General features: G+C 35.2%; 24 protein-coding genes. 11 read left to right on the top strand and 13 right to left on the bottom strand.

Annotation, left to right across the window (positions count from 1 at the left end; all coding sequences use genetic code 11):
• Positions 1 to 268: 268 nt before the first annotated feature.
• From ACXAGJ_RS23985 to ACXAGJ_RS23960, 6 genes are all read left to right on the top strand, one after another.
• Positions 269 to 2,770, top strand: a complete 2,502-nt coding sequence (locus ACXAGJ_RS23985; protein ID WP_474843627.1) for an FtsK/SpoIIIE family DNA translocase — start codon at positions 269 to 271, stop codon at positions 2,768 to 2,770.
• Between the two features lie 59 nt (positions 2,771 to 2,829).
• Complete coding sequence (gene lolA1, locus ACXAGJ_RS23980; RefSeq protein WP_474843625.1) at positions 2,830 to 3,465, top strand: outer membrane lipoprotein periplasmic chaperone LolA1; 636 nt, start codon at positions 2,830 to 2,832, stop codon at positions 3,463 to 3,465.
• Between the two features lie 127 nt (positions 3,466 to 3,592).
• Positions 3,593 to 5,035: an LptF/LptG family permease gene (locus tag ACXAGJ_RS23975; RefSeq protein ID WP_474843624.1), complete on the top strand. Its 1,443-nt coding sequence runs from the start codon at positions 3,593 to 3,595 to the stop codon at positions 5,033 to 5,035.
• 44 nt (positions 5,036 to 5,079) lie between these two features.
• Entirely contained in the window at positions 5,080 to 6,231 is a 1,152-nt protein-coding gene (gene ribB, locus ACXAGJ_RS23970) for a 3,4-dihydroxy-2-butanone-4-phosphate synthase (RefSeq protein WP_474843622.1), read from the top strand.
• Positions 6,232 to 6,326: 95 nt separating this feature from the next.
• Positions 6,327 to 7,199 carry an AraC family transcriptional regulator gene (locus tag ACXAGJ_RS23965; RefSeq protein WP_474843620.1) on the top strand — a complete coding sequence of 291 codons (873 nt, stop codon included), beginning with the start codon at positions 6,327 to 6,329 and terminating at the stop codon, positions 7,197 to 7,199.
• 71 nt (positions 7,200 to 7,270) lie between these two features.
• Positions 7,271 to 8,038, top strand: coding sequence for an MBL fold metallo-hydrolase (locus tag ACXAGJ_RS23960; protein WP_474843618.1), 768 nt, complete (start codon positions 7,271 to 7,273; stop codon positions 8,036 to 8,038).
• Positions 8,039 to 8,052: 14 nt separating this feature from the next.
• Here the strand turns inward: ACXAGJ_RS23960 and ACXAGJ_RS23955 are convergent, their stop codons facing one another.
• Both ACXAGJ_RS23955 and ACXAGJ_RS23950 read right to left on the bottom strand, forming a co-directional pair.
• Positions 8,053 to 9,243, bottom strand: a complete 1,191-nt coding sequence (locus ACXAGJ_RS23955) for a DegT/DnrJ/EryC1/StrS family aminotransferase (protein ID WP_474843617.1) — start codon at positions 9,241 to 9,243, stop codon at positions 8,053 to 8,055.
• Positions 9,244 to 9,329: 86 nt separating this feature from the next.
• Entirely contained in the window at positions 9,330 to 9,962 is a 633-nt protein-coding gene (locus tag ACXAGJ_RS23950; RefSeq protein ID WP_474843615.1) for an NAD(P)H-dependent oxidoreductase, read from the bottom strand.
• 89 nt (positions 9,963 to 10,051) lie between these two features.
• Here ACXAGJ_RS23950 and ACXAGJ_RS23945 point away from each other — a divergent pair, with 89 nt between their 5' ends.
• Positions 10,052 to 10,444 (top strand): acyl-CoA thioesterase, encoded by a 393-nt coding sequence (locus ACXAGJ_RS23945; RefSeq protein ID WP_474843614.1) that lies wholly within the window; start codon positions 10,052 to 10,054, stop codon positions 10,442 to 10,444.
• Between the two features lie 53 nt (positions 10,445 to 10,497).
• Here ACXAGJ_RS23945 and nhaC read toward each other — a convergent pair whose 3' ends face one another.
• Entirely contained in the window at positions 10,498 to 11,979 is a 1,482-nt protein-coding gene (nhaC, locus tag ACXAGJ_RS23940; protein ID WP_474843612.1) for a Na+/H+ antiporter NhaC, read from the bottom strand.
• 751 nt (positions 11,980 to 12,730) lie between these two features.
• Between nhaC and ACXAGJ_RS23935 the strand changes: the two genes are divergently transcribed.
• Entirely contained in the window at positions 12,731 to 13,363 is a 633-nt protein-coding gene (locus ACXAGJ_RS23935) for a CPBP family glutamic-type intramembrane protease (RefSeq protein ID WP_474843610.1), read from the top strand.
• Here the strand turns inward: ACXAGJ_RS23935 and ACXAGJ_RS23930 are convergent.
• The 3 genes from ACXAGJ_RS23930 to ACXAGJ_RS23920 are packed head-to-tail and all read right to left on the bottom strand — an operon-like array spanning position 13,360 to position 15,255.
• Positions 13,360 to 13,932 (bottom strand): non-canonical purine NTP diphosphatase, encoded by a 573-nt coding sequence (locus ACXAGJ_RS23930; protein ID WP_474843608.1) that lies wholly within the window; start codon positions 13,930 to 13,932, stop codon positions 13,360 to 13,362. The genes ACXAGJ_RS23935 and ACXAGJ_RS23930 overlap by 4 nt on opposite strands.
• Before the next feature lie 50 nt (positions 13,933 to 13,982).
• The gene (locus ACXAGJ_RS23925; protein WP_473286366.1) at positions 13,983 to 14,507 is read right to left on the bottom strand and encodes an HAD hydrolase family protein; all 525 of its coding nucleotides are present in this window, start codon (positions 14,505 to 14,507) and stop codon (positions 13,983 to 13,985) included.
• Entirely contained in the window at positions 14,491 to 15,255 is a 765-nt protein-coding gene (locus ACXAGJ_RS23920) for a Rossmann-like and DUF2520 domain-containing protein (protein ID WP_474843606.1), read from the bottom strand. Before ACXAGJ_RS23920 ends, ACXAGJ_RS23925 begins: the two co-directional genes overlap by 17 nt.
• A 218-nt stretch (positions 15,256 to 15,473) precedes the next feature.
• Between ACXAGJ_RS23920 and ACXAGJ_RS23915 the strand changes: the two genes are divergently transcribed.
• The 3 genes from ACXAGJ_RS23915 (at position 15,474) to ACXAGJ_RS23905 (ending at position 19,537) form a co-directional block, all read left to right on the top strand.
• Complete coding sequence (locus ACXAGJ_RS23915; RefSeq protein ID WP_474843604.1) at positions 15,474 to 18,641, top strand: cytochrome c biogenesis protein; 3,168 nt, start codon at positions 15,474 to 15,476, stop codon at positions 18,639 to 18,641.
• Positions 18,642 to 18,881: 240 nt separating this feature from the next.
• The gene (locus ACXAGJ_RS23910) at positions 18,882 to 19,292 is read left to right on the top strand and encodes a hypothetical protein (protein WP_474843602.1); all 411 of its coding nucleotides are present in this window, start codon (positions 18,882 to 18,884) and stop codon (positions 19,290 to 19,292) included.
• Positions 19,293 to 19,330: 38 nt separating this feature from the next.
• Entirely contained in the window at positions 19,331 to 19,537 is a 207-nt protein-coding gene (locus ACXAGJ_RS23905; RefSeq protein WP_474843600.1) for a hypothetical protein, read from the top strand.
• Here ACXAGJ_RS23905 and ACXAGJ_RS23900 read toward each other — a convergent pair.
• The 7 genes from ACXAGJ_RS23900 to ACXAGJ_RS23870 all read right to left on the bottom strand — a co-directional run.
• A complete protein-coding gene (locus ACXAGJ_RS23900; protein ID WP_474843598.1) occupies positions 19,497 to 20,009 on the bottom strand; it encodes a hypothetical protein in 513 nt (170 codons plus the stop codon). The two genes, ACXAGJ_RS23905 and ACXAGJ_RS23900, sit on opposite strands and share 41 nt — an antisense overlap.
• 168 nt (positions 20,010 to 20,177) lie before the next feature.
• A complete protein-coding gene (locus ACXAGJ_RS23895; RefSeq protein WP_474843596.1) occupies positions 20,178 to 20,756 on the bottom strand; it encodes a hypothetical protein in 579 nt (192 codons plus the stop codon).
• 195 nt (positions 20,757 to 20,951) lie between these two features.
• On the bottom strand, positions 20,952 to 21,389 hold the full coding sequence (locus ACXAGJ_RS23890) for a GNAT family N-acetyltransferase (protein WP_474843594.1): 438 nt from the start codon (positions 21,387 to 21,389) through the stop codon (positions 20,952 to 20,954).
• Between the two features lie 78 nt (positions 21,390 to 21,467).
• On the bottom strand, positions 21,468 to 22,028 hold the full coding sequence (locus tag ACXAGJ_RS23885) for a helix-turn-helix domain-containing protein (protein ID WP_474843592.1): 561 nt from the start codon (positions 22,026 to 22,028) through the stop codon (positions 21,468 to 21,470).
• A gap of 167 nt (positions 22,029 to 22,195) precedes the next feature.
• Entirely contained in the window at positions 22,196 to 22,681 is a 486-nt protein-coding gene (locus ACXAGJ_RS23880; RefSeq protein WP_474843590.1) for a hypothetical protein, read from the bottom strand.
• 89 nt (positions 22,682 to 22,770) lie between these two features.
• Entirely contained in the window at positions 22,771 to 23,154 is a 384-nt protein-coding gene (locus ACXAGJ_RS23875) for a VOC family protein (protein ID WP_474843588.1), read from the bottom strand.
• A 48-nt stretch (positions 23,155 to 23,202) separates the two neighbouring features.
• Positions 23,203 to 24,354, bottom strand: a 1,152-nt coding sequence (locus ACXAGJ_RS23870; RefSeq protein WP_474843586.1) for a hypothetical protein, incomplete at its 5' end; no start/stop codon positions are given.

Here is a 24,354-nt window from a genome sequence, read left to right as displayed (position 1 = left end):
TCTAAAGCAATAGTAGAACAGTTACCTGGTGAACGTTACTTTTTTGGAAGGTAAGTTGATGGATACAAGAATCAAGCAGTTCTTGAAATCTCTTCAAGATACTGATTATTAATAAATTAAATCGTTAAGTAATTATTAAATTCAGCCCTCAAAATGTTATAATTCTATGGTTTTAACTTTTGGTAGTTATAAGGATAAAAGAAAATTTTTAAGGCATTTTTACGTTCCAATATAGATATTCGTATTTTTGCGATAAGACATTAAAATAATGGCTAAAAGAAAAGTAAGTACAAAAAGGAAAACCACAAAAAAAACAAAAACCTCTTTAAAAGAAAGGTTCACTTTATCCAGGCAACAGAAAGTAGTTTTGGGTAGCTTCTTGTTTTTTCTGGGAATAGGATTATTTTTCGCGTTTATCTCATTTTTCTTCAATTGGAAAATGGATCAAAGCGAAATTTCAGAGTTTTATAATAGAAGTTCTACTGCAAAAAACTGGTTAAGTAAATCTGGAGCAAAAGTGAGTCATTTTTTCATTTTTCAAGGTTTCGGAATATCAGCTTTGGTGCTTCCGGTGCTTACTTCACTTACCGGGGTTTACCTGTTCTTCGATTTGAATAAAAAGAAGCTGGCTGGATTCTGGTTTTGGGGAGTTCTGGTTATGATCTGGGTATCGGTAGTTTTTGGTTTTGTGCAAAAAGAAGGTGGTCTTTTGGCCGGTGTAATAGGATATGAGATCAATGACCTTTTACAAGATTATGTAGGTTTTATTGGTACGGTATTGGTATTGGCGTTCTTTGCCATCATATACATTGTAATCCGTTTGCGATATACGCCGGAGAAATTAACTGCCTCTATCAAGAAGACACAAAAAGTGATTGCAGATGATTTTGAAGCATCACCAAAACCTGCTGCGGTTAATAATGAAGTAAAAGAAACAATAGAAAAAGAACCTGAGACTTCTTCTTCTGGGATTAAAGAAAAAATTGATGCCATTATTGCCAGATCCAAGAATGGAGAAAAAGTAGAAAAGAAAAAGGAAGAACCAGTAAAAGTTGTTGCAACCAATACTGATAATAATGAAATTACGCTGAATCCTACTATCAATCAGTTTTATGGGAATCCTGAGAATAGAGATAATGATGTTCCTGACAAGCTAGTTATTAAATCCGAAGATAATCCAGAAGATATTGCGATGGAGGTAGAGACCACTACCGAAGAAGAACAAGTTAAAAATATCAGTAATAAACTGGTGAAGGATTTTGGGGAGTTTGATCCTACTTTAGAGCTGGGGAACTTCAAATTTCCTACCATTGATCTATTAAAGGATTATACGGCAAATAGCAGTGGGATCACTATTGATCAGGGAGAGCTTGAAGAAAATAAAAATAGAATAGTTGAGACACTCAAGAACTATAAAATTGAAATTGCTCAAATAAAAGCTACTGTAGGGCCTACAGTAACACTATATGAGATCGTTCCCGAAGCTGGTATCCGAATTTCAAAAATTAAGAATCTTGAAGATGATATCGCTCTTTCTCTCGCTGCTTTGGGTATTCGGATTATCGCTCCTATACCTGGTAAAGGAACTATTGGTATAGAGGTGCCAAACAAAAACGCAACTATTGTTTCAATGCGTTCTGCTATAGCATCACCAAAATTTCAGAATGCTGAAATGGAATTGCCATTATCTCTAGGTAAAACCATTTCTAATGAAACCTTTGTAGCGGATTTGGCCAAAATGCCTCACTTGTTGATGGCTGGTGCTACAGGACAAGGTAAATCGGTAGGTCTTAATGCGATTCTGACTTCGCTATTGTATAAAAAACATCCGGCAGAAGTTAAATTCGTATTGGTAGATCCTAAAAAGGTAGAATTGACCTTATTTAATAAAATCGAAAGACATTACTTGGCAAAATTACCTGATGCTGAAGAGGCAATTATTACCGATAATACCAAGGTAATAAATACACTCAATTCATTATGTATAGAGATGGACGCCCGATACGATCTGCTCAAACAGGCCATGGTGCGTAACATCAAAGAGTACAATGCTAAGTTTAAGACTAGAAAATTAAATCCAGAAAACGGACATCGATTTTTACCTTATATTGTTTTGGTGATTGATGAATTTGCAGATTTGATTATGACTGCAGGAAAGGAAGTTGAAACTCCAATTGCTCGATTAGCGCAATTAGCGCGTGCTATCGGGATCCATTTGATCATTGCTACGCAAAGACCTTCGGTGAATGTAATTACGGGTATGATTAAGGCCAATTTCCCTGCGCGAATTGCATTTAGAGTAACCTCAAAAATTGATTCTAGAACAATTTTAGATACGGGAGGAGCTGATCAGTTAATCGGTAGAGGAGATATGTTGTATACCCAAGGAAATGATATTATCCGTATCCAGTGTGCTTTTGTAGATACTCCAGAAGTAGAACGCATTACAGAGTATATAGGTAGCCAAAAAGCATATCCAGATGCGCATTTGCTTCCAGAGTATGTGGGAGAAGAAAGTGGCACAAGTCTTGATATAGATAAAAGCGATAGAGATAAACTGTTTAAAGAAGCAGCTGAAGTTATTGTAACAGCACAACAAGGATCGGCGTCTTTATTACAAAGGAAACTAAAATTAGGGTACAATCGTGCGGGTCGTTTGATCGATCAGTTAGAGGCTGCCGGAGTTGTAGGGCCTTTTGAAGGTAGTAAAGCAAGACAAGTGTTGGTTACAGATTTGGTGGCACTTCAACAGTTATTAGATAATGAGTGATCATAGAATTTAACACCCAATTTATAATGATACACACAAAAACAAAGAAATTAAATAGAATGATTAAAAAGGTAGTATTTGCAGTACTTTTTATGGGAGCCGCTGCAATGCAAGCTCAGGATGCAAAGGGGTTATTGGATGAGGTTTCCCAAAAGGTAAAAAGTTACAGTAATATTGTGATAGGATTTAAATATGCTATCAATAATCCAGCAGAAAATGTATCTCAGGAAACTAGGGGAGACGTTACTTTAAAAGGAAATAAATACCTTTTGAATTTGATGGGAACAGAGCAGATGTATGATGGTAAAAAGTTACATGTGATTGTACCTGAAGATGAGGAAATTAATATTTCGTCGCAGGATGAAGATGACGACAACAGTATTACTCCATCCAAAATGTTGACTTTTTATGAAGAAGGGTATACCTATAAAATGGATATTGTTCAGAATGTGCAAGGTCGTAAAATTCAGTTTGTAAAGTTGATACCGATCGATTCGAGAAGTGATCTGAAAGAAGTATTGCTAGGAATCGATAAGCAAACAAAGCACATTTATAAAATGATTCAGAAACAAAACAATGGTTCTAATGTAACCTTTACAGTAACCAGTTTTAAAACGAATCAACCGCTATCAGAGACCTTATTCATTTTTGATGAGTCTAAGTACGATAGCTATTATATCAATCGTTTGGATTGATCTGCATAAAATTATGATAAACAAAAGAACGGGTATTAAAAAATACACGTTCTTTGTCTTTTAATAGTTTTTGAAATGGCATTATGTAGTGTCACCTGTATGAATATTGATTAGGAAATTAAAGTGAATGAAAATTCTTGACAGATATATTTTATCAACCTTTTTGAAGACGTTTTTTCCACTGTTCTTCATTATTATGTTTATTCTTTTATTACAAACAATCTGGTTGTTTATATCTGAGTTGGCAGGAAAGGACCTGGATTTTTCTGTAATCATTAAGTTTTTGACGTTCGCGACTCCAAGGTTAATTCCTATGGTACTGCCGCTTACAATTTTATTGACTTCCATTATGATTTTCGGGAGTTTTGCAGAAAATTATGAGTTTGCTGCAATGAAATCATCAGGAATTTCTTTACAACGGGCGATGAGAACACTAGCTGTTTTTATCTTTTTTGTAGGAATAGGAGCTTTTCTTTTTTCGAATACTGTAATTCCATCTTCAGAAAAAAGATTCATTAATCTCAGGAAAAACATTGTAAAGGTCAAACCCGCTATGGTAATCGCTCCCAATCAATTTAATGATCTGGGAGATATCAATATTAAGGTTGCCGAGAAGTATGGGGATAATGATCAATTTCTAAGAGATATCATCATCCACAAAAAAGCAGCAAGACCAGGTAATTTTACAGTAATTAAAGCGGTAGATGGAGAATTGAGAGGAAGTACAGATTCTGACTTAATTACACTGATACTTAAGGATGGGAATTATTATGACGAAATCCAGCAACGTTCTCCACAAAGAAGAAAAAAGATCCCATTTGCCAAAACTCATTTTGAAAAGTACTTACTTAACATAGATCTGTCTTCTTTGGATAATGTAGATATGGATGCGCAGCAGTATCGAAAAGGCTACAATATGTTGAATGTGAACGAACTGAGGCACGAGATCGATACCTTGTCTGATCGGGTAAATAAAGATTTCGAATCGGTAATAGACAATATTGAAAAAAGAAATGGCTTAAAAGAACTAAATAAGAATATTAAAATAGATACACTCCCGAAAGCAACCGAAGATTCTTTAGACCTGAAGGATTACTTTGATACCAAACAAAAAGTACAGATTTATAAGTTGGCTTTTTCTAATGCTGATGGAGTTATCAGACAAATTAACTCTACCCAAAGTACAACTACAGCGCTCAAAAGAGCTTTGAATAAATACGAAATGTCACTGCATGATAAATATGCTTTGGGAGTTGCTTGTATTATTCTGTTTTTTGTAGGAGCACCGCTAGGAGCAATTATCAGAAAAGGAGGAATGGGATTGCCGATTGTAATCGGTGTAGTGCTGTTTTTGACCTATCATTTTATCGGTATTTTTGCAAAAAATAGTGCAGAAGAAGGAGGGATACCCCCTTTTATAGGTTCCTGGCTTTCTACCTTTATTATTTTTCCACTCAGTATCTTTCTTACTCGAAGAGCAACAACGGATCAGGGTATTTTTAACTTTGATAACTTTGTTCAGCCTGTTAAAGATTTCTTTGCAAAACGATTCTCAAAAGAAGAAAAATAGTCTTCTTTTTTGAATATCTTTGCATCTAAATTATACGGAATACTATGTCAGAAATTAAGGAGACTACCAGTAAGATCAAGTTGAATACTATTCAGGAAGCTATTGAAGATATTCGGCAGGGAAAGGTGATCATTGTAGTAGATGATGAGGATAGAGAAAATGAAGGGGATTTTTTGGCTGCTGCAGAAAAGGTGACTCCAGAGATGATCAATTTTATGGCTACGCATGGTAGAGGACTTATTTGTGCGCCACTTACCGAGAACCGTTGTGAAGATTTGAGATTGAATATGATGGTAGGGAATAATACAGACCCTATGGAAACGGCTTTTACCATTTCTGTTGATTTAAAAGGGAATGGAGTTACGACAGGTATCTCTGCTGCCGATAGAGCAAAAACCGTGTTGTCACTTACTGATCCAAATACCAAACCTCATGAATTGGCGAGACCTGGTCATATTTTTCCTCTCAAGGCAAAAGAGGGGGGAGTATTAAGACGTACAGGTCATACTGAAGCCGCAATAGATTTTGCCCGATTAGCAGGTCTAAAACCAGCAGGAGTTATTGTAGAGATCATGAACGAAGATGGTTCAATGGCTCGTTTACCACAGCTGGTAGAAGTAGCCAAAAAGTTCGACCTAAAACTGGTTTCTATAGAAGATTTGGTAGCCTATAGAATGCAGCATGACTCTTTGATCGAGAAAAAAGAAGATTTTGATTTGGTGACTCGTTTTGGGAAATATAGATTAAGAGCCTACAAACAAACTACAAATAACCAAATCCATATAGCACTTACTTTAGGGAACTGGAATGACAACGAACCAGTGTTGACTCGAGTAAACTCTACCTTATTTAATAATGATATTTTGGGAACCTTGACCAACAATGCGGATAAACGTTTGGATGCTATGTTCCAAAGGATTAATGCCGAAGGAAAAGGGGCTATTATTTTTATCAATCAGGAAAGTCAATCCTTGAACCTTTTAGGACGTTTAAAAGGATTAAAAGAAATTCAGAATGGAGAAGATGTAGTAAAAGCACCAAAAATCATGATGGACAGTAAAGATTTTGGTATAGGTGCACAGATTCTTCATGATTTGAACATCCATAAAATTCGATTAGTCTCTAATACGGTACAACAAAAGAGAGTAGGGATGATTGGTTATGGACTCGAAATCGTAGATTACGTCAATTATTAGTACGTAATTAATCTTTTACACTTAGTGCGATACAAATAGAACCGAATGCTATTTGGTTTTGTTAAAAAATAGAAGAAGAACTAGCCATATGGTGGATGAAACACGTAAAGTTTAATAAAAGTTTATGCGGAGTCGATCTTCTTCTTAATGTGCTGCGGATCAAATATGAAAGTAGCATCGTCTTTTCTGATGATGTATATACTACCGACTTTTTTCAAATTGTTTTTATCAAGGAAGCTAATGGTACATTACTGCTAAATGATCAAACGATTACTCTTGAAGATAATAGCATTGTATTCATTACTGAAAATCAACGTTATCAATGGGATGTGGATCAAGAAAAATTTGATGCTACAGTATTAGTCTTCCAAGAAAATTTCTTAAATGATTTTTTTGCCGATCAATATTTCACATATCGTTTACTGTATTTTTATCAAACAGATTTTCCATTACATCTCAATGTTTCTGAGAATATTAAGAATGACTATTTAGCAAAGCTAAAAGAAATAAAAAACGATCTACAACATCCTAAAAGCGATAGCGTTCATCTTATTCGTTCTATTTTGTATTATCTTCTAATTCAGTTAAATCGCTTGTATTCAGAGAAGTATGGTATTGCTTCTACTATTTCTAATCATAATCTGGCGTATCAGTTTCGAAAATTAGTGGAACAACATATCTACGAAAAACAGCGTATCGATGATTATACCGATATCTTGAAGGTAAGTAGAGTTACTTTGAATAAGGCGATCAGTAAACATTTTAATGTAACGACCACCGAATTTTTAAAATCTCGATTAGCTTTTGAAATCAAAATGAAATTACTGTTTACCATGTCTACAATCGAAGAATTAGCAGACATGTTTCACTTTTCTGAATCGAACCATCTATCGAGATTTTTTAAGAATCAAACAGGCCTAACTCCAAAAGAGTATCGACTGTCTTATCAAAATGGTAGTTATTCGTAGCCGTTTGGTATCCTTCTATTCATTTCATATTTAGATTTTTGTAGTGTATTTTTTTTAAAACCTAATAGAAAATGAAAATTCATCATATTCGAAATGCTACTCTGGTCATAGAAATAGAAGATAAAGTAATCCTGGTAGATCCAATGTTGGGACAAAAAGGAGAAACGGGACCACCCTTTACCTTTTTCCGTTTCAGACCGCAACGTAATCCTACAGTTGATTTACCCACTACCGCTATGGAGCTTATCTCAAAGACAACACATTGTTTGCTTACTCATTTGCATCCGGATCATTTGGATAAAAAGGCAGAGCATTTCCTTCGTTCCAAAAACATACCCATTATTTGCAGTGTAAAAGATGTATCTGCTTTGGAGAAAAAAGGCTTGAATATTTCTCAGGAGATTAACTATTGGGAAAGAGTAGCCTTTTTAGGTGGTAAAATTGAAGGGATTCCTGCTCGTCATGGCTATGGTTTTATTGCAAAACCTGCTGGTAATGTCATGGGGTTTTATATGCAGTTCCCTAATCAACCTTCAATTTATATCAGTTCTGATACGATTTATACGGATGACGTAAAAAAAGTGCTTGCAGAATACCAACCAGATATTAATGTATTGGCAACAGGTTCTGCTCAATTTGATATATTCAAACCGTTGTTAATGACTATGGAAGACATTCTTCAATTTATCAAGGATGCACCGGGCCATGTTATTGCCAACCATATGGAATCTGTGAACCATTGCCCAACAACCAGAGCACAACTAAAAGAGGAAGTTGCTAACATAGGTTTGTCCGAAAAAGTATTCATTCCAAATGATGGAGAATGTATGATCTTTTAATTCGAACTATATAGTTATAATACACTTTTGATAGCGGCTACCATGTTTGCAGCTCGTTCTTGGGTTTCCTCTTCAGACCAACCCAGTTTCACTAAACAAGAAATGGTTCTTCCCATCCATGCATCGCTGGCATCAAAAGACCGATTGTTCTTTTGTAATCCGGACTGTACTTCGGGAGACAATTTGCCCAAAGACTTTTGTTCTAGAAGGTGCTCCCATTTTTTGTAATAGTGCCAGTTGTTGTCAAACCAGTAGAAGCAAGCATCTACACCATGTGCTCCCAATGCTTTATGCGCTTTTCTTGCGATATCTTCATTGGGTAAAAATATATTTAAGAAAGAGTAGTTTTCAACTCCGGGTTCCGGTACACGTCTAAAAGTAACTTCAGGGATTTCGGTTAATGCATTTCTGAATACCGTGTAATTCTTTTCTTGTACAGAAAGCGTATGATCTAATTTTCGCAATTGAGCAATTCCAACCGCTGCGTTTAATTCAGAAATACGATAGTTGTATCCCAAAAATGGATGCGTTTCTGCACCTCGATCATTACCAATATGGTCATGTCCGTGATCGTGATATTTGTGAGCTCTATCAGCAAATAGTTCAGAGTTGGTAATAATACCACCACCTTCACCGCAGGTCACTGTTTTCACATAGTCAAAAGAAAAACATCCTAAATCCCCATAGCTTCCCAGAGGTTTTCCGTCATAAGTACCTCCAATAGCCTGACAGGCATCTTCCAACAAAATAAGCTGATGTTTATCACAAATAGCTTTTAGTGCGGCTAAATCTGCCATAGATCCACACATGTGTACAGGCATAACTGCCTTTGTTTTTGGGGTGATGGCAGCTTCTACTGCTTTTGGATCCAAAGTAAGCGTATCATCTATATCACATAGTACAGGAACAGCGCCTACAGAAAGTATGGCTTCAAAGCTTGCCACAAAAGTAAAAGTAGGCATGATTACCTCGTCTCCCGCACCAATTTCTGCACAAGCTAGGGCAACAGTAAGTGCTGCAGTACCACTAGAAACTAATTGAGCGTATTTGGTTTCCATTCGCTTTGCCAGATCTTTTTCAAGTTCGAGGGCCTTATGATGACCGTTTCTCATAGGATCAAAACCATAACGCATTAAGACTCCATTATCCAAAACGTCTTGTACTTCTTTCCTTTCTTCTTCACCAAATAATTCAAATCCTGGCATAGCTAGTTGTGGTATTATATTAAAAACTCTTTTCGGCAAAAGTACCGAAAAGAGTTCTTATATGCTTGTTGCTATTTTATATTTTTTTAACTAATATTTATTATGGTGTCTTCGGTAGAGCGTCGTACTTTCTTAAAATCAGAGAACATGTCATCTTCTGCTCGATACCCAACAGGGAGTACCAAGACAGAGGTCAAACCTTTTTCGTCAAGTTGTAAAATTTCATCATATTTTTGAGGGATAAAACCTTCCATAGGACAGGCATCAATTTTTTCTAAGGCACATACCGTTAATAAGTTACCCATAGCAAGGTAGGCTTGCTTGGCGGCCCAGTTTGCAATCTCTTCGTTAGGTTTATTTTTAAAAGAATCTACCAGTTGGTCCCTAAAAGGTTTCAAGATTTCATCGGCAGTATTTCTTATGGCTTTTACATTTTTAAAATAAGAATCGATATATGTTTCTCCTATTTGCGTTTCGATACAAAAAATGAGTAGATGTGAGGCCTGGACCACCTGATTTTGGTTCCAGGAATGCGCTACCAATTTTTCTTGTAACCCTTTATCCTGTATCACAATGAGTTTAAGTGGTTGAAGCCCATATGATGTAGCAGTTAGGTTAAAGGCCTCGGTAAGTATATCGATCTTTTCTTTTGGAAGAATTTTTTCAGCATCAAATTTTTTGGTGGCATAACGCCAACGTAAACTTTCTATAATATCCATTGGAAGTTTTTTAAATACATAGCAAAGATACTGCGATATGATTTACCTTTGGCATAAATCTATATAAGAAAAAACTATATCATCATCATATGAATACTATTGAAGAATTAATAGAAAAATCTGAAACCAGAATCTTTAAAGCCGTTTTTCCCAATACCACAAATCACTACGAAACCTTGTTTGGAGGTACTGCACTGCAATTGATGGATGAGGCATCTTTTATTTGTGCAACTCGTTTTAGCCGAAAGAAGGTAGTTACGATCTCTTCGGATAAAGTTGATTTTGAAAAACCAATTCCAGGAGGCACCATTGTAGAGTTAATTGCAAAAATAGAAGCAGTTGGGAGAACCAGTTGTACGGTAAAAGTAGATATTTACAAAGAGGACATGTATAGTTTTAATAGAGAGCTTGCGGTTACAGGATCTTTTAAATTTGTCGCCATTGGTAATGATAAAAAACCAATTCCGATTGTTGACGCATAATCATAAAAAAAAGGAGATTCAAAAGAATCTCCTTTTTTATTTTTTTATCGAATTTAATTCTCCTTCAGTTGTTTAATTTTTATACGGAAAGCAGCAAAGATCAAGGTCATAAAGAAGCTTAACCAATTAAAGATCGCATAGAAGGCATAATCTACAACAGGAACACCTAATACACCACTTTGATACGCTCCACAGGTATTATATGGAATAAGTACTGATGTTACTGTACCCGTATCTTCAAGTGTTCTACTTAAGTTTTCTGGTGCTAACCCTTTATCTTTAAATGCTTTTGCATACATACGTCCTGGTACTACAATCGCCAAATATTGATCTGAAGCAGTAGCATTCAAAATAAGACAACTTGCCGCTGTACTTGCAAATAGACCAAACACAGAATCAAACATTTTTAATAATGCTTTACTGATAGTAGCCAAGGCTCCAATAGCGTCCATGATACCACCAAATACCATAGCACATACAATCAACCATATAGTGCCTAGCATTCCTGCCATACCTCCAGAGGTAAATAAATCATTGAGTTGTGCATTTGTAGTCTCTACCGCAGTATCAACTGTCATTGCTTTCATCACTCCCTGATAGGCGGAGGTAAAGGTCAGTTCTGTACTTTCTGTAATGTTCATAACAATATCAGGTTGTGCGATTATTGCAGCGATGGCTCCTAATAAAGTACCTGCCAACAAAGCAATCAAAGGAGGTGTCTTCCTTACTATAAGAACAATTACTAGAATTGGAACTATGAACAACCATGGCGTAATGGTAAACGCCCCTTTTATCGCTGCTAATTGTTCTCCTATCTGTGGAGTTCCAGAAGTATCTATGGAAAAACCAATGATGATAAAGACAATAAGTGTAATAGTAATGGTTGGCACCGTGGTGTATGTCATGTACTTGATATGAGAAAACAAATCTCCACCAGCCATAGCAGGAGCGAGGTTGGTAGTATCCGAAAGGGGAGACATTTTATCCCCAAAATAAGCTCCAGAAATTACAGCTCCGGCCGTCATCCCTAATGAGATTCCTAAAGTATCACCAATTCCTATAAGTGCAATACCTACGGTAGCCGAAGTAGTCCAGGAACTACCTGTGGCAATAGAGATCACTGCACAGATAATTACACAGGCGGCAAGGAAAATCGTTGGATTTAAGATTTGAAGCCCATAATAAATCATCGTAGGGATAATTCCGCTGATAAGCCAGGTACCAGCCAAAGAACCTACCATTAATAAAATGAGTAAAGCCCCAGTAGTGGATTTTACATTATTGGCTACTTCTTCCATCATTTGTTTGTAAGATACCTTGTTGAAGAATCCTACAATCGCAGCCACGGCCGCTCCCAACAACAGAATAAACTGATTACTTCCACTCAACGCATCATCACCAAAAACAAATACATTATAGAATAGCATAATTACCAAAATCACTACAGGTATGAGTGCTTCCCAAATATTAAGGGCTTTGTTTTCTATAATTTCTTCATTTTTTGGGGTAGAAGGAGTAATGTCTTGACTTTCCATACGTGATTTTCAAAATTTTCGGATGTAATGTTACGATATTAATGAAATTTATGCAACGTATGGGATCAGTTAATTAGTAGATAAAGTCGGTACTCATCATTTAAAAACTCCCTCTTTTTTAGATTTTTTACATGAAATTTTGCTTTTAATCGATTATTTATGTTTTTTGTCGATAAAATATTGTTTTTGAATCCCTCTTTTTCTATAAAATCTCGAATACTGTACTACTTTTGAAGTGTAAATGAGAAAAGTAAGAGAAAAAGAAAAATTTGAATTGTTTGTTTGATTGTTTTTAGACTTTTTTTGTCCCTGGAAAAAATAATTCCCCCGAATTATTGACCCCAAAACTTGTTAAAAAGCCTCTTCCCCCAAGAGGCTTTTCTTTTTGAGAATTTCCGTAAAAAATTAACATTTTTAACACTATTTTTGCTTTTTGTCGATTAAATTCGTACTTTGACGATCAATATTGATAATAATGTAATTTTGTTTGTAAGATGTATTACGGATTACCACATATACGACAAGGATTACAACCGATATAAATTTTTAAAATATTGATTAGCCCCACTGAACTCAACTTGGCTTAAGCCAAAATTAATTACCCCTAATAAAAGGCCTCTACACCATAGAGGCTTTTTATATGCTATGATTTCTTTAAGTTGAGAAAGAACATTTGTTTAAAATTTTATCAAAATTAACCAGATGTTGTGTTCTTTCATTTTTTATAATGAAATTCGTAAAAAACTCTGCTATGTATAATTCCGCTTATAAAGGTTTTGAATTACTATTTCTTTTTGTGCTATTACCCATTAGTTTTTTATTTCCGTATCCCGCATATATAAAAGCTGGACTTACCGTTATATGCTTTATATACATACTGATATTGCTACGAAGAGGAGGTCTGTTGAAATTAAAATTTCCTCCTAAGACCTATTGGAAATCCTTTTGGAGAGAAACTATATTGAAGTTAGGGATTATTATTACGGTAACCGTTCCGTATGTGTTGTTTGTGGCTCCTGATAAATTGTTTTTTGTAATGCTTAAAAGACCAGAGTTGTGGGTAATGATCTTGTTTATCTATACATTTTTATCCGTTTGGCCTCAGGAAATCATTTATAGAACTTTTTTCTACGATCGATATGAATCTCTGATTAATAACAAATGGTTATTCATCTTTATCAATGCTATTTTGTTCTCTTTGGCTCATATCTTTTTAAAAAGCTTTTTAGTACAGTTGCTTACTTTTTTGGGAGGATTACTTTTTGCGTATACCTATCAGAAAACAAAATCAACGACTTTGGTCTCTGTAGAACATGCAATTTATGGTAACTGGTTGTTTACCGTAGGTATGGGGGAGATGCTTGCTTTTCCAGGAGTGAATTAACCGTTCAAAAAATCAACCAATTGTTGTACTGCTTTTCCACGATGACTGATCTTGTTTTTTTCTTGAAGTGATAATTCTGCAAAAGTATGTTGATGTCCATCAGGTAAAAAAATGGGATCATAACCAAACCCTTCATTTCCTTTTTTATCAGTGGTTATACTTCCCTCGCAAATCCCTGTAAAGGTATGAAGCGTATCTTCTAGTTCTAATGCGATAACCGTTTTAAAATGTGCCTTTCTATTTGAATTACCTTTTAACGCAGCTAGCAGCTTATCCATATTGGCATGATCGTCTTTCTGGTCACCAGCATATCGGGCAGAATACACTCCTGGAGCACCATTTAACGCATCTACCTCAAGTCCGGTATCATCTGCAAAACAATCATAGCCATAATTTTGTTTGACATGCTTTGCTTTAAGAATAGCGTTTCCTTCAATAGTTGATGAAGTTTCCGGAATATCTTCTGTACATCCAATATCAGTAAGGCTTAATAGCTCAATAGACGTAGGCAAAAGTTTTTGCACTTCTTTTAGTTTGTTTTGATTATGCGTTGCAAAAACAAGTTTCATAAGTTAGATTTTTCCTATGGTTGAACTTAAAACGATCCTATCATTTGTGTCTATGCTTCGGCGTCAAAATCCGAAATCCATTTTCCCTGAACTTTTAAAACCTGTTCTATAACATCTCTAACACATCCTTTTCCTCCTTTTTTGAAAGAAACATACTTTGATACTTCTTTAATTTCTGCAACGGCATCTTGAGGACAGGTGGGTAATCCAACCAATTGCATTACGGGCAAGTCGGGGATATCGTCACCCATATACAGTACGTTTTCAGGTTTAATATCGTAGATGTCCATATATTCATCTAGTTGATCTACTTTGTGATGTGCTCCCAAATAAATGTCTGTAATACCCAAACCTTTTAGACGTTTACGAACTCCTTCATTCTTTCCTCCAGAAATGATACAAACATTAAACCCCTGTTGTACGGCAGTTTTAAGGGCATATCCGTCTTTGATGTTCATTGTTCTTAGGAGTTCTCCGTCGGTATTGATAATTACAGTTCCATCGGTCAATACACCATCTACATCAAAGATAAATGTGGTGATGTGGTGTAAGTATTCTTTATAGCTTTTTTCCATGTTTTGATTGTATAGCTTTGGTAAGGATAGTATATATTTCTTTTTGCGAGTCGGTATTCATTATTTTTAAATGCCGCGCTATTGTTTGTTGATCATTTCGTATTGCAGGGCCTGTTTGCGCTTCTTTTGCAGGGATTTCCAAGATCTTTTTTGTGGTTTCCTGGATCAGAGGATGCAAAATCTCAAAAGGAACATCATAAGCCTCACAAATATCGGTGCCAATAGTATAAAGATGATTGGTAAAGTTATTTACAAAAACCGCCGATACATGCAACACATTACGTTGAGCGGATGTAATTTCATATACTTTGTCGGATAAGAGCGAAGCCAATTTTTTTAATGTATTTAAATCTTGGGTTTCCTCGGCTTCAATACAGATAGGAATTATATTGAACTCTACCGATTTATCTTTACTGAAAGTTTGCAAAGGATAAAATACACCTTTTCGGTTATCACCAGCAATAGCAGTCATAGGAACGCTTCCCGAGGTATGCACTACCAAACGATTTTGGAAAGGTAATTGATCTGAAATTTGAGCGATAGCGTCGTCACTAACAGCAACAATGTATACATCTGCATCTTTTAAGGCAGCTATGTCGGTTATTACTTGGGTAGCATCTTGATTGGGATGAAGTTGTATTCCTTTACGATTGTAACACTGAATAATATTCACATCTTCCGTCCCATTCAATGCTTGGTATAGGTGTGTTGCTACGTTTCCGGCCCCCAAAAGACAAACTTCTATCATGCGGCAAAAATAAGGAAGTAACCTTAAAATTAAGAATAGAAAACCATTTACTACATGAATTGTTGAAAAATGGGTATTTCCTATTATGTTAAAACTCAAAATACGGTTTAGCTCTAGGACGCATACACTTCTACTACACATCTTATTCTAATTGTTAAATAATACTGCTTTATCCTCATAAAAACCTTAAATTTGCCGAGCTAAAAAAAGAAGTCACTATGCAGAAAAAACTTGCAAGTATTTTGTTCTCCACAAGATTAATGGCCATATTGTTTATTGTATTTGCGGTTGCTATGGGAATAGGCACTTTTTTGGAAGATGCCCATGGTACTACAGCAGCACGAATTTGGATATATAATACATGGTGGTTTGAAGCCATAATGGTCTTTTTTGCAATCAATTTTTGCGGAAATATAGTGCGCTATCGTCTGTACAAAAAAGAAAAATGGGCTACACTGTTATTGCATTTATCTTTTATCCTGATTATCGTTGGAGCGTTTGTTACTAGATATGTTAGTTATGAAGGAGTAATGCCGATAAGAGAAGGAGAGACCACATCAAAGTTCCTTTCTGAAAAAACATACTTAACCATTTTTATGGATGGTGAAATTGATGGAGAACCACTCCGTCGTATTGTTTACGAACCGCTAGAACTTGCTGAAGCTACGGGTAATGATTTTACCATTCAGACCGATTATAACAAACAGCCGGTTACCATTGTCTACAAAGACTATATCATGGGAGCAGAAATGGGCTTAGTTCCTTCAGAAAATGGTGAGAATTATTTGAAAATTGTAGAGTCAAGTGGAGGGAATAGACATGATCATTTCCTAAAAGAAGGAGAAGTAGCCAATATCCACAATATATTGATGGCTTTTAATGCTCCTACCAAAGGTGCTATCAACATTACTTACAAAAATGATGAGTATTTTATAGATTCTCCTTTTGATGGATCCTATTTACGTATGGCGGATCAACATCAGGGATTGGTATTCAAAGATAGTTTGCAGCCTCTACAATTAAGATCTCTGTATCAAACGGCTGGGATGCAATTTGTAATTCCAGATCCTGTAATCAAAGGAAATTATGATGTAACACCAATCGAGATTAAAGACAAAGGTCAACAAGACGCTTTAATTTTTGATGTAACTTCAAACGGTGAAACAAAAGAAGTAAAACTGCTAGGAGGTAAAGGATATCTTAATGATATGACACAAGTATCTCTGGGAGGACTAGAGATGTATTTCCAATATGGATCCAAGCAAATGGAACTTCCTTTTTCATTAAAATTAAATGATTTTATTGCTGAAAAATACCCGGGCACAGAGAACGTATACAAATCCTATATGAGTAAAGTAGATATTGTAGAAAATAATGACTCTAGACCATACGATATCTACATGAACCATATTCTGGATCACAGAGGCTATCGATTTTTTCAAGCTTCTTTTGACCCAGATGAAAAAGGAACTGTGCTATCTGTAAATCATGATCGCTGGGGAACCGGGATTACCTATGCAGGTTACATGCTATTATACCTTGGATTAATGCTTATTCTGTTTACCAGAGGATCACGTTTTAAAGATTTGGAAGCGATGTTAAGCAAAGTGAAATCGAAGAAAAAAGATTTAGTAACTATTCTCTTATTAGGGATATCAATATCCTCTTTTTCGCAAGAAGTACCAGGGCATTCTGATCATGTACAAACCTTCCCTACAAAAGCGGAATTGGATTCTGTGATCAAAACCAACGCGGTAACCAAAGAACATGCAGCCAAGTTTGGAAGTATCGTGATTCAGGACGAAAGAGGGAGAATGAAACCCGTAAATACGTTTTCTTCAGAATTATTACGAAAAATAAGCAAGAAAGATACCTATGAGGGGTTAAATGCAGATCAGGTTTTTGTTTCTATGGTAGAGAATCCATTTGTGTGGTATAGTGTTCCGATCATCGAAATACAACGAGAAAATGATAGTCTCCGTAGAATTTTAGGGGTACCAAAAACTGAACGAAGAGTATCACTGATCGATCTTTTTGAACCAGATGGTTCCTATAAGTTGGATCCATATTTGGAAGAGGCTAGTAAAACCAATACTCCAAGTAGTTTTGAGAAAGATTTCTTAAAAACACATGAGAAATTCTATTTGCTAAATCAAGCATTAGGCGGTGGTATTCTTAGGATTTTCCCTGTGCAAGGTGATGAAGGAAACAAATGGGTTTCGATGCCAGAACTGAACGAATATAAATTCTCTGGAATGGATTCGGTATATACTCGTCAGATCATTCCGATTTACAGACAGTCTTTGCAAGAAGCTCGAACCACAGGAGACTACAGTAAATCAGATCAATATGTAGAGAGTATTAAGAGTTACCAGAAAAAGTTTGGAAGTGAGGTACTGCCTTCAGACAAGAAAATCAAGGCAGAGATCGCTTTAAACAAGTACGATATCTTCCGGACTCTATATCGCTACTACATGATGATAGGACTGTTCTTGATGATATTTGTGATTTTCAGGATTTTTAAAGACTCTAAAGTTATTAGAGGACTTATTTCGGGTACCATCGGGATCGTAATCTTATTGTTTATTTTGCATACCGCAGGATTGATTATACGCTGGTATGTTTCTGGCCATGCTCCTTGGAGTGATGCCTACGAATCTATGATATATGTTGCTTGGATGACGCTGGCTATTGGTTTGGCCTTCGGTAAAAGAAGTAATCTAACCATAGCAGCTACTACTTTTGTGGCAGCAATAATATTGTTTTTTGCTCACCAAAACTGGACAGATCCAGCCATTGCCAACTTGCAACCGGTATTGGATTCCTACTGGGTACTTATTCACGTTTCTATTATTGTGGGTAGTTACGGACCTTTCTTTGTCGGGGCAATTTTAGGAATATTAGCATTGTTACTTACGATTCTTACCACAGAGTCCAACAAGAAAAGAATGGAACTTAACATCAAAGAAATTACAATTATCAATGAGATGGCTCTTACTATCGGTTTGGTGATGTTGACGATCGGTAATTTCTTAGGAGGTATGTGGGCTAATGAGAGTTGGGGTAGATACTGGGGTTGGGACCCTAAAGAGACCTGGGCATTGATCAGTATTATGGTATATGCCTTTGTAATCCATATGCGTTTGGTACCAGGGTTAAGAGGAAGATGGACATTCAATTTACTATCTGTAATCGCTATTTACAGTGTATTGATGACCTATTTTGGAGTGAATTTCTATTTGAAAGGATTACACTCTTATGCTAGCGGGGATAAAGTGATTACTCCTAGCTCAGTATATTATTCTATCGTCTTTATCCTGATTTTAGGAGCTTTGTCTTATTGGAGACACAATGTGCATTACAAAAAGAAAAAAGAAATTTCGTAGTCAGAAATACTCATTCTCAAAAGCCTTGTATCCAACAAGGCTTTTTTATTTGTAAACAGCATCCTCTCAAATTAGTTATAGTTGAGTATCAACTATAGTTCCCGATTTTTGTAGAAGTTTTTTTGATATTTAAGAAGCTGATTAATAGTGTCTTATTTTTCTCTACGTCTATTTTTTTTGAAAAAACAAGACTAACTCTCAAAAATTAGTAACTTGTATACAGATACAAAACCGACCAACATGTACCTGAAGAAATGTTTTTTTATTTCCTTAACGTTATTGTTGTCCTTCAGTGCTCGTGGTCAGTCAAAAGAGAATAAAGCAGCTCCCAAACCTACTACAACAATTTTTCAAGAAGAAGAGATTCAGTATATCCAAAACTGGTTCGATCAAATAAGAAATGATGCGAATATGGATGAGGAGACCGTGCGACGATTTGGTATCATCACCTCATATTATAGTTTGAAGATGAAGCAACTTGGTGAAGACTCAGATCTTACAAAAATAGAACGCTTAGATCATTTTAAGACTTTGGTAGAAAAACAGAATCAAGAACTTCAGTCCATATTACCAGAGATATGGTATGAAGAGTTTTCAAAGTTCTACGAACGTTTGTATTGGTCGGTGAGCAAAAGATTAAATCAGCTATAATTTAGCGAAGAAATAGTACACACAATCATCTTTGAAATATGAAAAAAATAGGATTACTCGTATTATCCTTAGTTTGTTTATTGGGATATTCACAAACTACCAAAACTGTGAATATTGGTGTCTTGGCAGATAAATCCACTCCGGAGACCAGACCATTATTAGAGAAATTAAAAAACGAAGTCAAGGCTGTAGTAGGCCAAAATGCTACTGTAGTCTTTCATACATCGAGGTATATTGAATTTTAAACTTCCATTTTGGATTAAGGCTTATAGGATCTAGCTCTAAATATTTAGTAAGTTGAGGTAATTTGGCAATAGGGATATCAAATTTGTAAATGACTAAAGTTTCATTAGAGGACAGGGTAGTATAATCTTCCACAGAAGCGGTTTCTGCAATATTGCCATACGCTTCAATTTGTGGAAATTTTTTAATTGCAAAAGCATCGAAGTCTAGTTTGTACTGCTCTTTTTTGTACAGAATATTTGCCTTTTGCACAATGGCAGGTCCAAGCCCTTTGTTTTTTACCCATTGGGTAAATGAAACGATAGAGTCTCCTGTAGTTTGCGTAATTCCAAAGGATAGACGAGGTTTAACCGAAAGCTTGCTTTGTCGGTTAATAATGTTGGTTTGATAAATAAAAATAATCAATGTCAGGATACTCACAATCATTGCTGAAAGACTTAGAATTCTTTCTGTCTTGGGAAACTTTATTTTCATGAACCGCAATAGTTAATTTGTTTTACTTTTTCTATTTACAATGAAGAATACAAATAAACCCTATTTTTTTCGGTTTTTGCATTTGATATCCTAAAAGGCAAAGTGGATCCTGGTAATTCCAAGTGATGTACTATTAAATTGATTTTTGCAGTTGACGAGTAGAATTAATCATTCTTCAAATTTTTCTTTCCCAACAATAACAAACCCAATTGATAATCCCAAATAACTATTGTCGATGGTTCCGATGATCTGATCATCGGCGATTTTAATATCAGCTTTTGGTATAAAATTATACTCCAATCCAAATTTTGTATTCCCAAGTTGAAGCCCTCCTCGTATCAAAAATCCAAGCTGGTTCTTAACATTGCCTTCTACTATTAAAGCAGTGTTTCTATTTGAAACATCAATATTGTTGAATAAATAGTATCCAGTACCTAATCCCAGGTAAGGTTTAATGCGATTGATGTTGAAATAATAATCAAATGTGGGTATAAATGAAATGATACCATTGTCATCTAATTCATCGATAAAAAAAGACGAATCGTTGTCGATGTTTATTTTTTGAGGATTTACTGCAATTCCAAATCTCAACCCTATTACAGTTTTTTCTGAGGCCTTTACATGTGGTTCAATATTGAGCAGTAGTCCTAAGTTTTCAGAATCAGTTTCCAGAAGCACTCCCGGTTCTACTTTTAATTTAACCTGAGCATTTAAACCAGACAAATAGAAAAACGCTACTATAAACACTAATCTTGCTTTTAGCTGAAAGTTGCGGGCAGAAAAATGGTTAGGTCGAAAAATTGTAATACGTATTTGTTGTTTAGCTATTACTTATTGAACGTCGGTTTCTGTTAATCATTGTAAGAGTATTTATAGTACATATGTTGAATATAGGTTTGATATTAGTTAGGATTAATCGTCAATAACATTTACGGAATAGCACTATTTTGGTTTTTCCATTTCATAGAGATCAAGTCCTTCTCCCCAATAATTTTTTTCAATTCGACAGGTATTAAATCCAAATATTTCAAAAAACTGATAGGCATGTTGTGAGGTGGTTACTACAAATTTTTCTACATTACTATGGCTGTTTAACAGTTCTAGGCAATGGTATACAGCCTGTTTTCCTAGTCCTTGCCCTGCATATTCTGGATCAAAGAAAATCCAGGTGATTCGGCCAGATTTGTCATTTTTATTCACATAATATCCTGTGCCGCCCACAATACGATTATCAACCTCAATAGTCAAATAGGTTGAAGCGTTTTCTTGCAAATACGCTTCAAAATCCTTGACTTCTTTTTTATCAAAAAATTGAGGAGTATTCAAGGCGAAAATTCGTAATAGTTCTTCTTTGTCAGCTGATGTATAAGGTCGGATCATTTTATATTTTATTTTGTTTCAAACTTATATTTGGAATCTTTGAATAAGTAGGAGGTTAGTGAATATAAACAAAGCTTTTTATACCACATTTTTGAAAAAATCATTTCCAAAATATAATATAGCTAAGCTAATTAAAAGACAAGGAAATAACCCACTCACAAACCCAGTTGGGAATCCATGCTGTATAACCACCAAAAAGAAATAAATGATATACCCCAATCCGAATTTTAACATCCGTATAGTGCCACTTATTTTTTGACTTAGAAATACGATAAAGAATGGAAGAAAAATGCTTACTAGAAATCCTCCAAATATACTATTTGTATTTGCATTAGAATCTAGAGTCAGAAATCCAATGATTCCCGTTAATATTAAATTAAGTGCTACGATAAAAAAGAGGTTTACTATTTTCTTTCCAATGTTTTTTTCTTGATTTTTCTTTTCTTCCGAAATCAACTCCACTGGATCAATTTCCAAAACCTCACAAATCAAACTAAGAGTTTTACCTCTCGGTTCATTTTCTGAGTTTTCGATTCGTTGAATGGTTCTTAAGTTTACTTTTGCTTGTTCTGCTAATTCCTCTTGTCTGAGTCCTTTCTTTTTTCTGATTTCACTTATTTTACTCGCAATCCAATTCATTTTCTTGTTTGTTTTATTTGGTGCTAAAAGTAGTGATTCACCCAAAGTATGATAACGGTTTTTTATTGACTTTTATACGGCATTTGCTTTGTTATCAAATGTCATAGCGTTGTCTAATGTATAGAAGTATCATAAGAAAGTATGTATTAGTTTAATTTCTTCTGGGATTAAAATACATCAGTTGTATATCCAACAGCACTACTGATCTTTTGAATAAACTTTTTATTGGATTTGGTTGTGCCTTGAATGGTATACATAGTTTTACCTTCTGCATTAAACAATCTTAAAACATTAAAAATGCCATAATACTTGGTTTTTGCAACTTGAGACCAAGGATAATTAACACTATTCCCTTTTTTGATGATTGTAAAACCGTCTTTATTATAGCTAATCTTCGTGCCTATATATCGAATTAAGACTAAACCAACATATGCACCATATCCAGCAAAAAAAGTAATTACCGGGATACCACCAATAGATAGAAAGCCTTCTTTTTGTATTAAGATTACCATCCATAAGATGGAGAATAAGGTTATAAAACAAAAAACAAGCACAACAATATAGGTAAGTGCCCGATAGAATAGGGGGGTAAGTATGATGTCTCCAGTTACCTTGTTTTTGTGGATTTGCCTTTCTGCAGCTTCTTTGGTCATACGTCTTTTTGATTATTGATAGGGAATCTCTAAGGTAATGAAATAGTATTGAAGTATCTTGTTTTTATTAGGCCGTTAAAAACAAAAAATTATACATCTTCATTAATTTCAATCCAATAGCCATTAGGATCTTGAAAATAGACCTGTTTGATCCCGTCTTTTCGAACATAATCCTTATTTGGCGTATCTCTCCAGTCAGAGTAGTCAATGTGTAATGCTTCCAGATGTTTAATAAATGGACTTAGATCTTCTGTGGCTAAGGCGAAATGAACAGCTTTATTGGTTTTTATCTCTGCATCCGGGCGAGGAATGAGGTGCAATTGCTTGCCTTCTCCCAGAGATAACCATCTGGTTTTGGAGTTGGATGCTGTATTCTCAATTTCATCAAGCTGCAGTACTTTTTTATAAAAATCAATAGATTCGTCTACATCTTTTACCGAAAGTGCTATATGATTGAATGAAAAAGTAGGCATTTGTTTGGATATATTATTTTGATACAATATTCTACCCTTACAAAGTTCTTATTTTTTTGATTCTAATAACTCTTTTACCATTAATTTTAGCTCCAAAATTTCTTTTTCTTGTTTAGCTAATGCAGAATTTTGTTGTTCTATTTCCTTTTGTTGTTGAATGGTATACAGCGTTAGCTCTTCTATCTTTTGAAGTAATTTTGCATCCATTTCTCCTAGAAAAATTCCGTTTTCTTCAACTTCTTTTGCACTTGGGATATCTTTTAAATGCCCTTTTTCTTTGATATGATGTTCTACTTCATCAAGTGTTGGTAATCTGTAAGTGTCATAAAACACAAAGTCAGACCATCCTGTTTCTACTTTTATTTCTTTTGCTCTAATTTTACCATTCACTGCTAATTTCCAGCCATTTGGCGTAGTAGTACCAATACCTACGTTACCATTGGATTCGATGACCATTTTTTCTGTACCGGGAGTACCATTATATTCAGTGTAAAAACGATGATTACTCTGACTGAAATAATCTAAATCTCCATTACTAATTCCGAAACCAAAATAATTATTAGGACCACCAGACCACAGCGTAATTTTGTTAGGGTAGATTGAAGGATTAGAATAATTTGTTCCGATGTCTAATTTACTTTTTGGATTTGATATTCCAATTCCTACATAACCATTGGATTGGATGACCATTTTTTCTGTACCAGGAGTACCATTATATTCAGTATAAAAGCGATGATTGCTTTGACTGAAATAATCTAAATCTCCATTGCTGATTCCAAAACCAAAATAGTTGTTTGCACCTCCAGACCATAGCGTAATCTTATTGGGATAAGTAGATGGTTCAGAGTAATTTGTACCGATATCCAATTTGCTTTTTGGCGCTGTTGTGCCAATTCCAACATTTCCACTTTGGGTAAAAACTATTTTATCATCGATACCCCCAGGTTGGAATCTTATGTTTCCTACGGAAGATCTAAGGATCAAACCATTGGAGAGTTGACTATCGGTTCCAAGAACACCGGCCCTTGCCCAGGTACTTACCTGATTGTAATTTGAGGATGTAGAAAGTAAGTATACAGAGTTACCCGGTAGTCCGTTACCAATAGAAATTCCTCTTCTGGCCAAATTTCCTTCACTACTATTACTTACTTCAATAAAAGTAGTTCCGTTATGATTTTTTTCAACATCCAAAATTGCACT

Source organism: Aquimarina sp. AWH4_224, from assembly GCF_056160245.1.
Note: the sequence above shows the minus strand (reverse complement) of the source record. Positions and strands in the feature narration are given on the sequence as shown.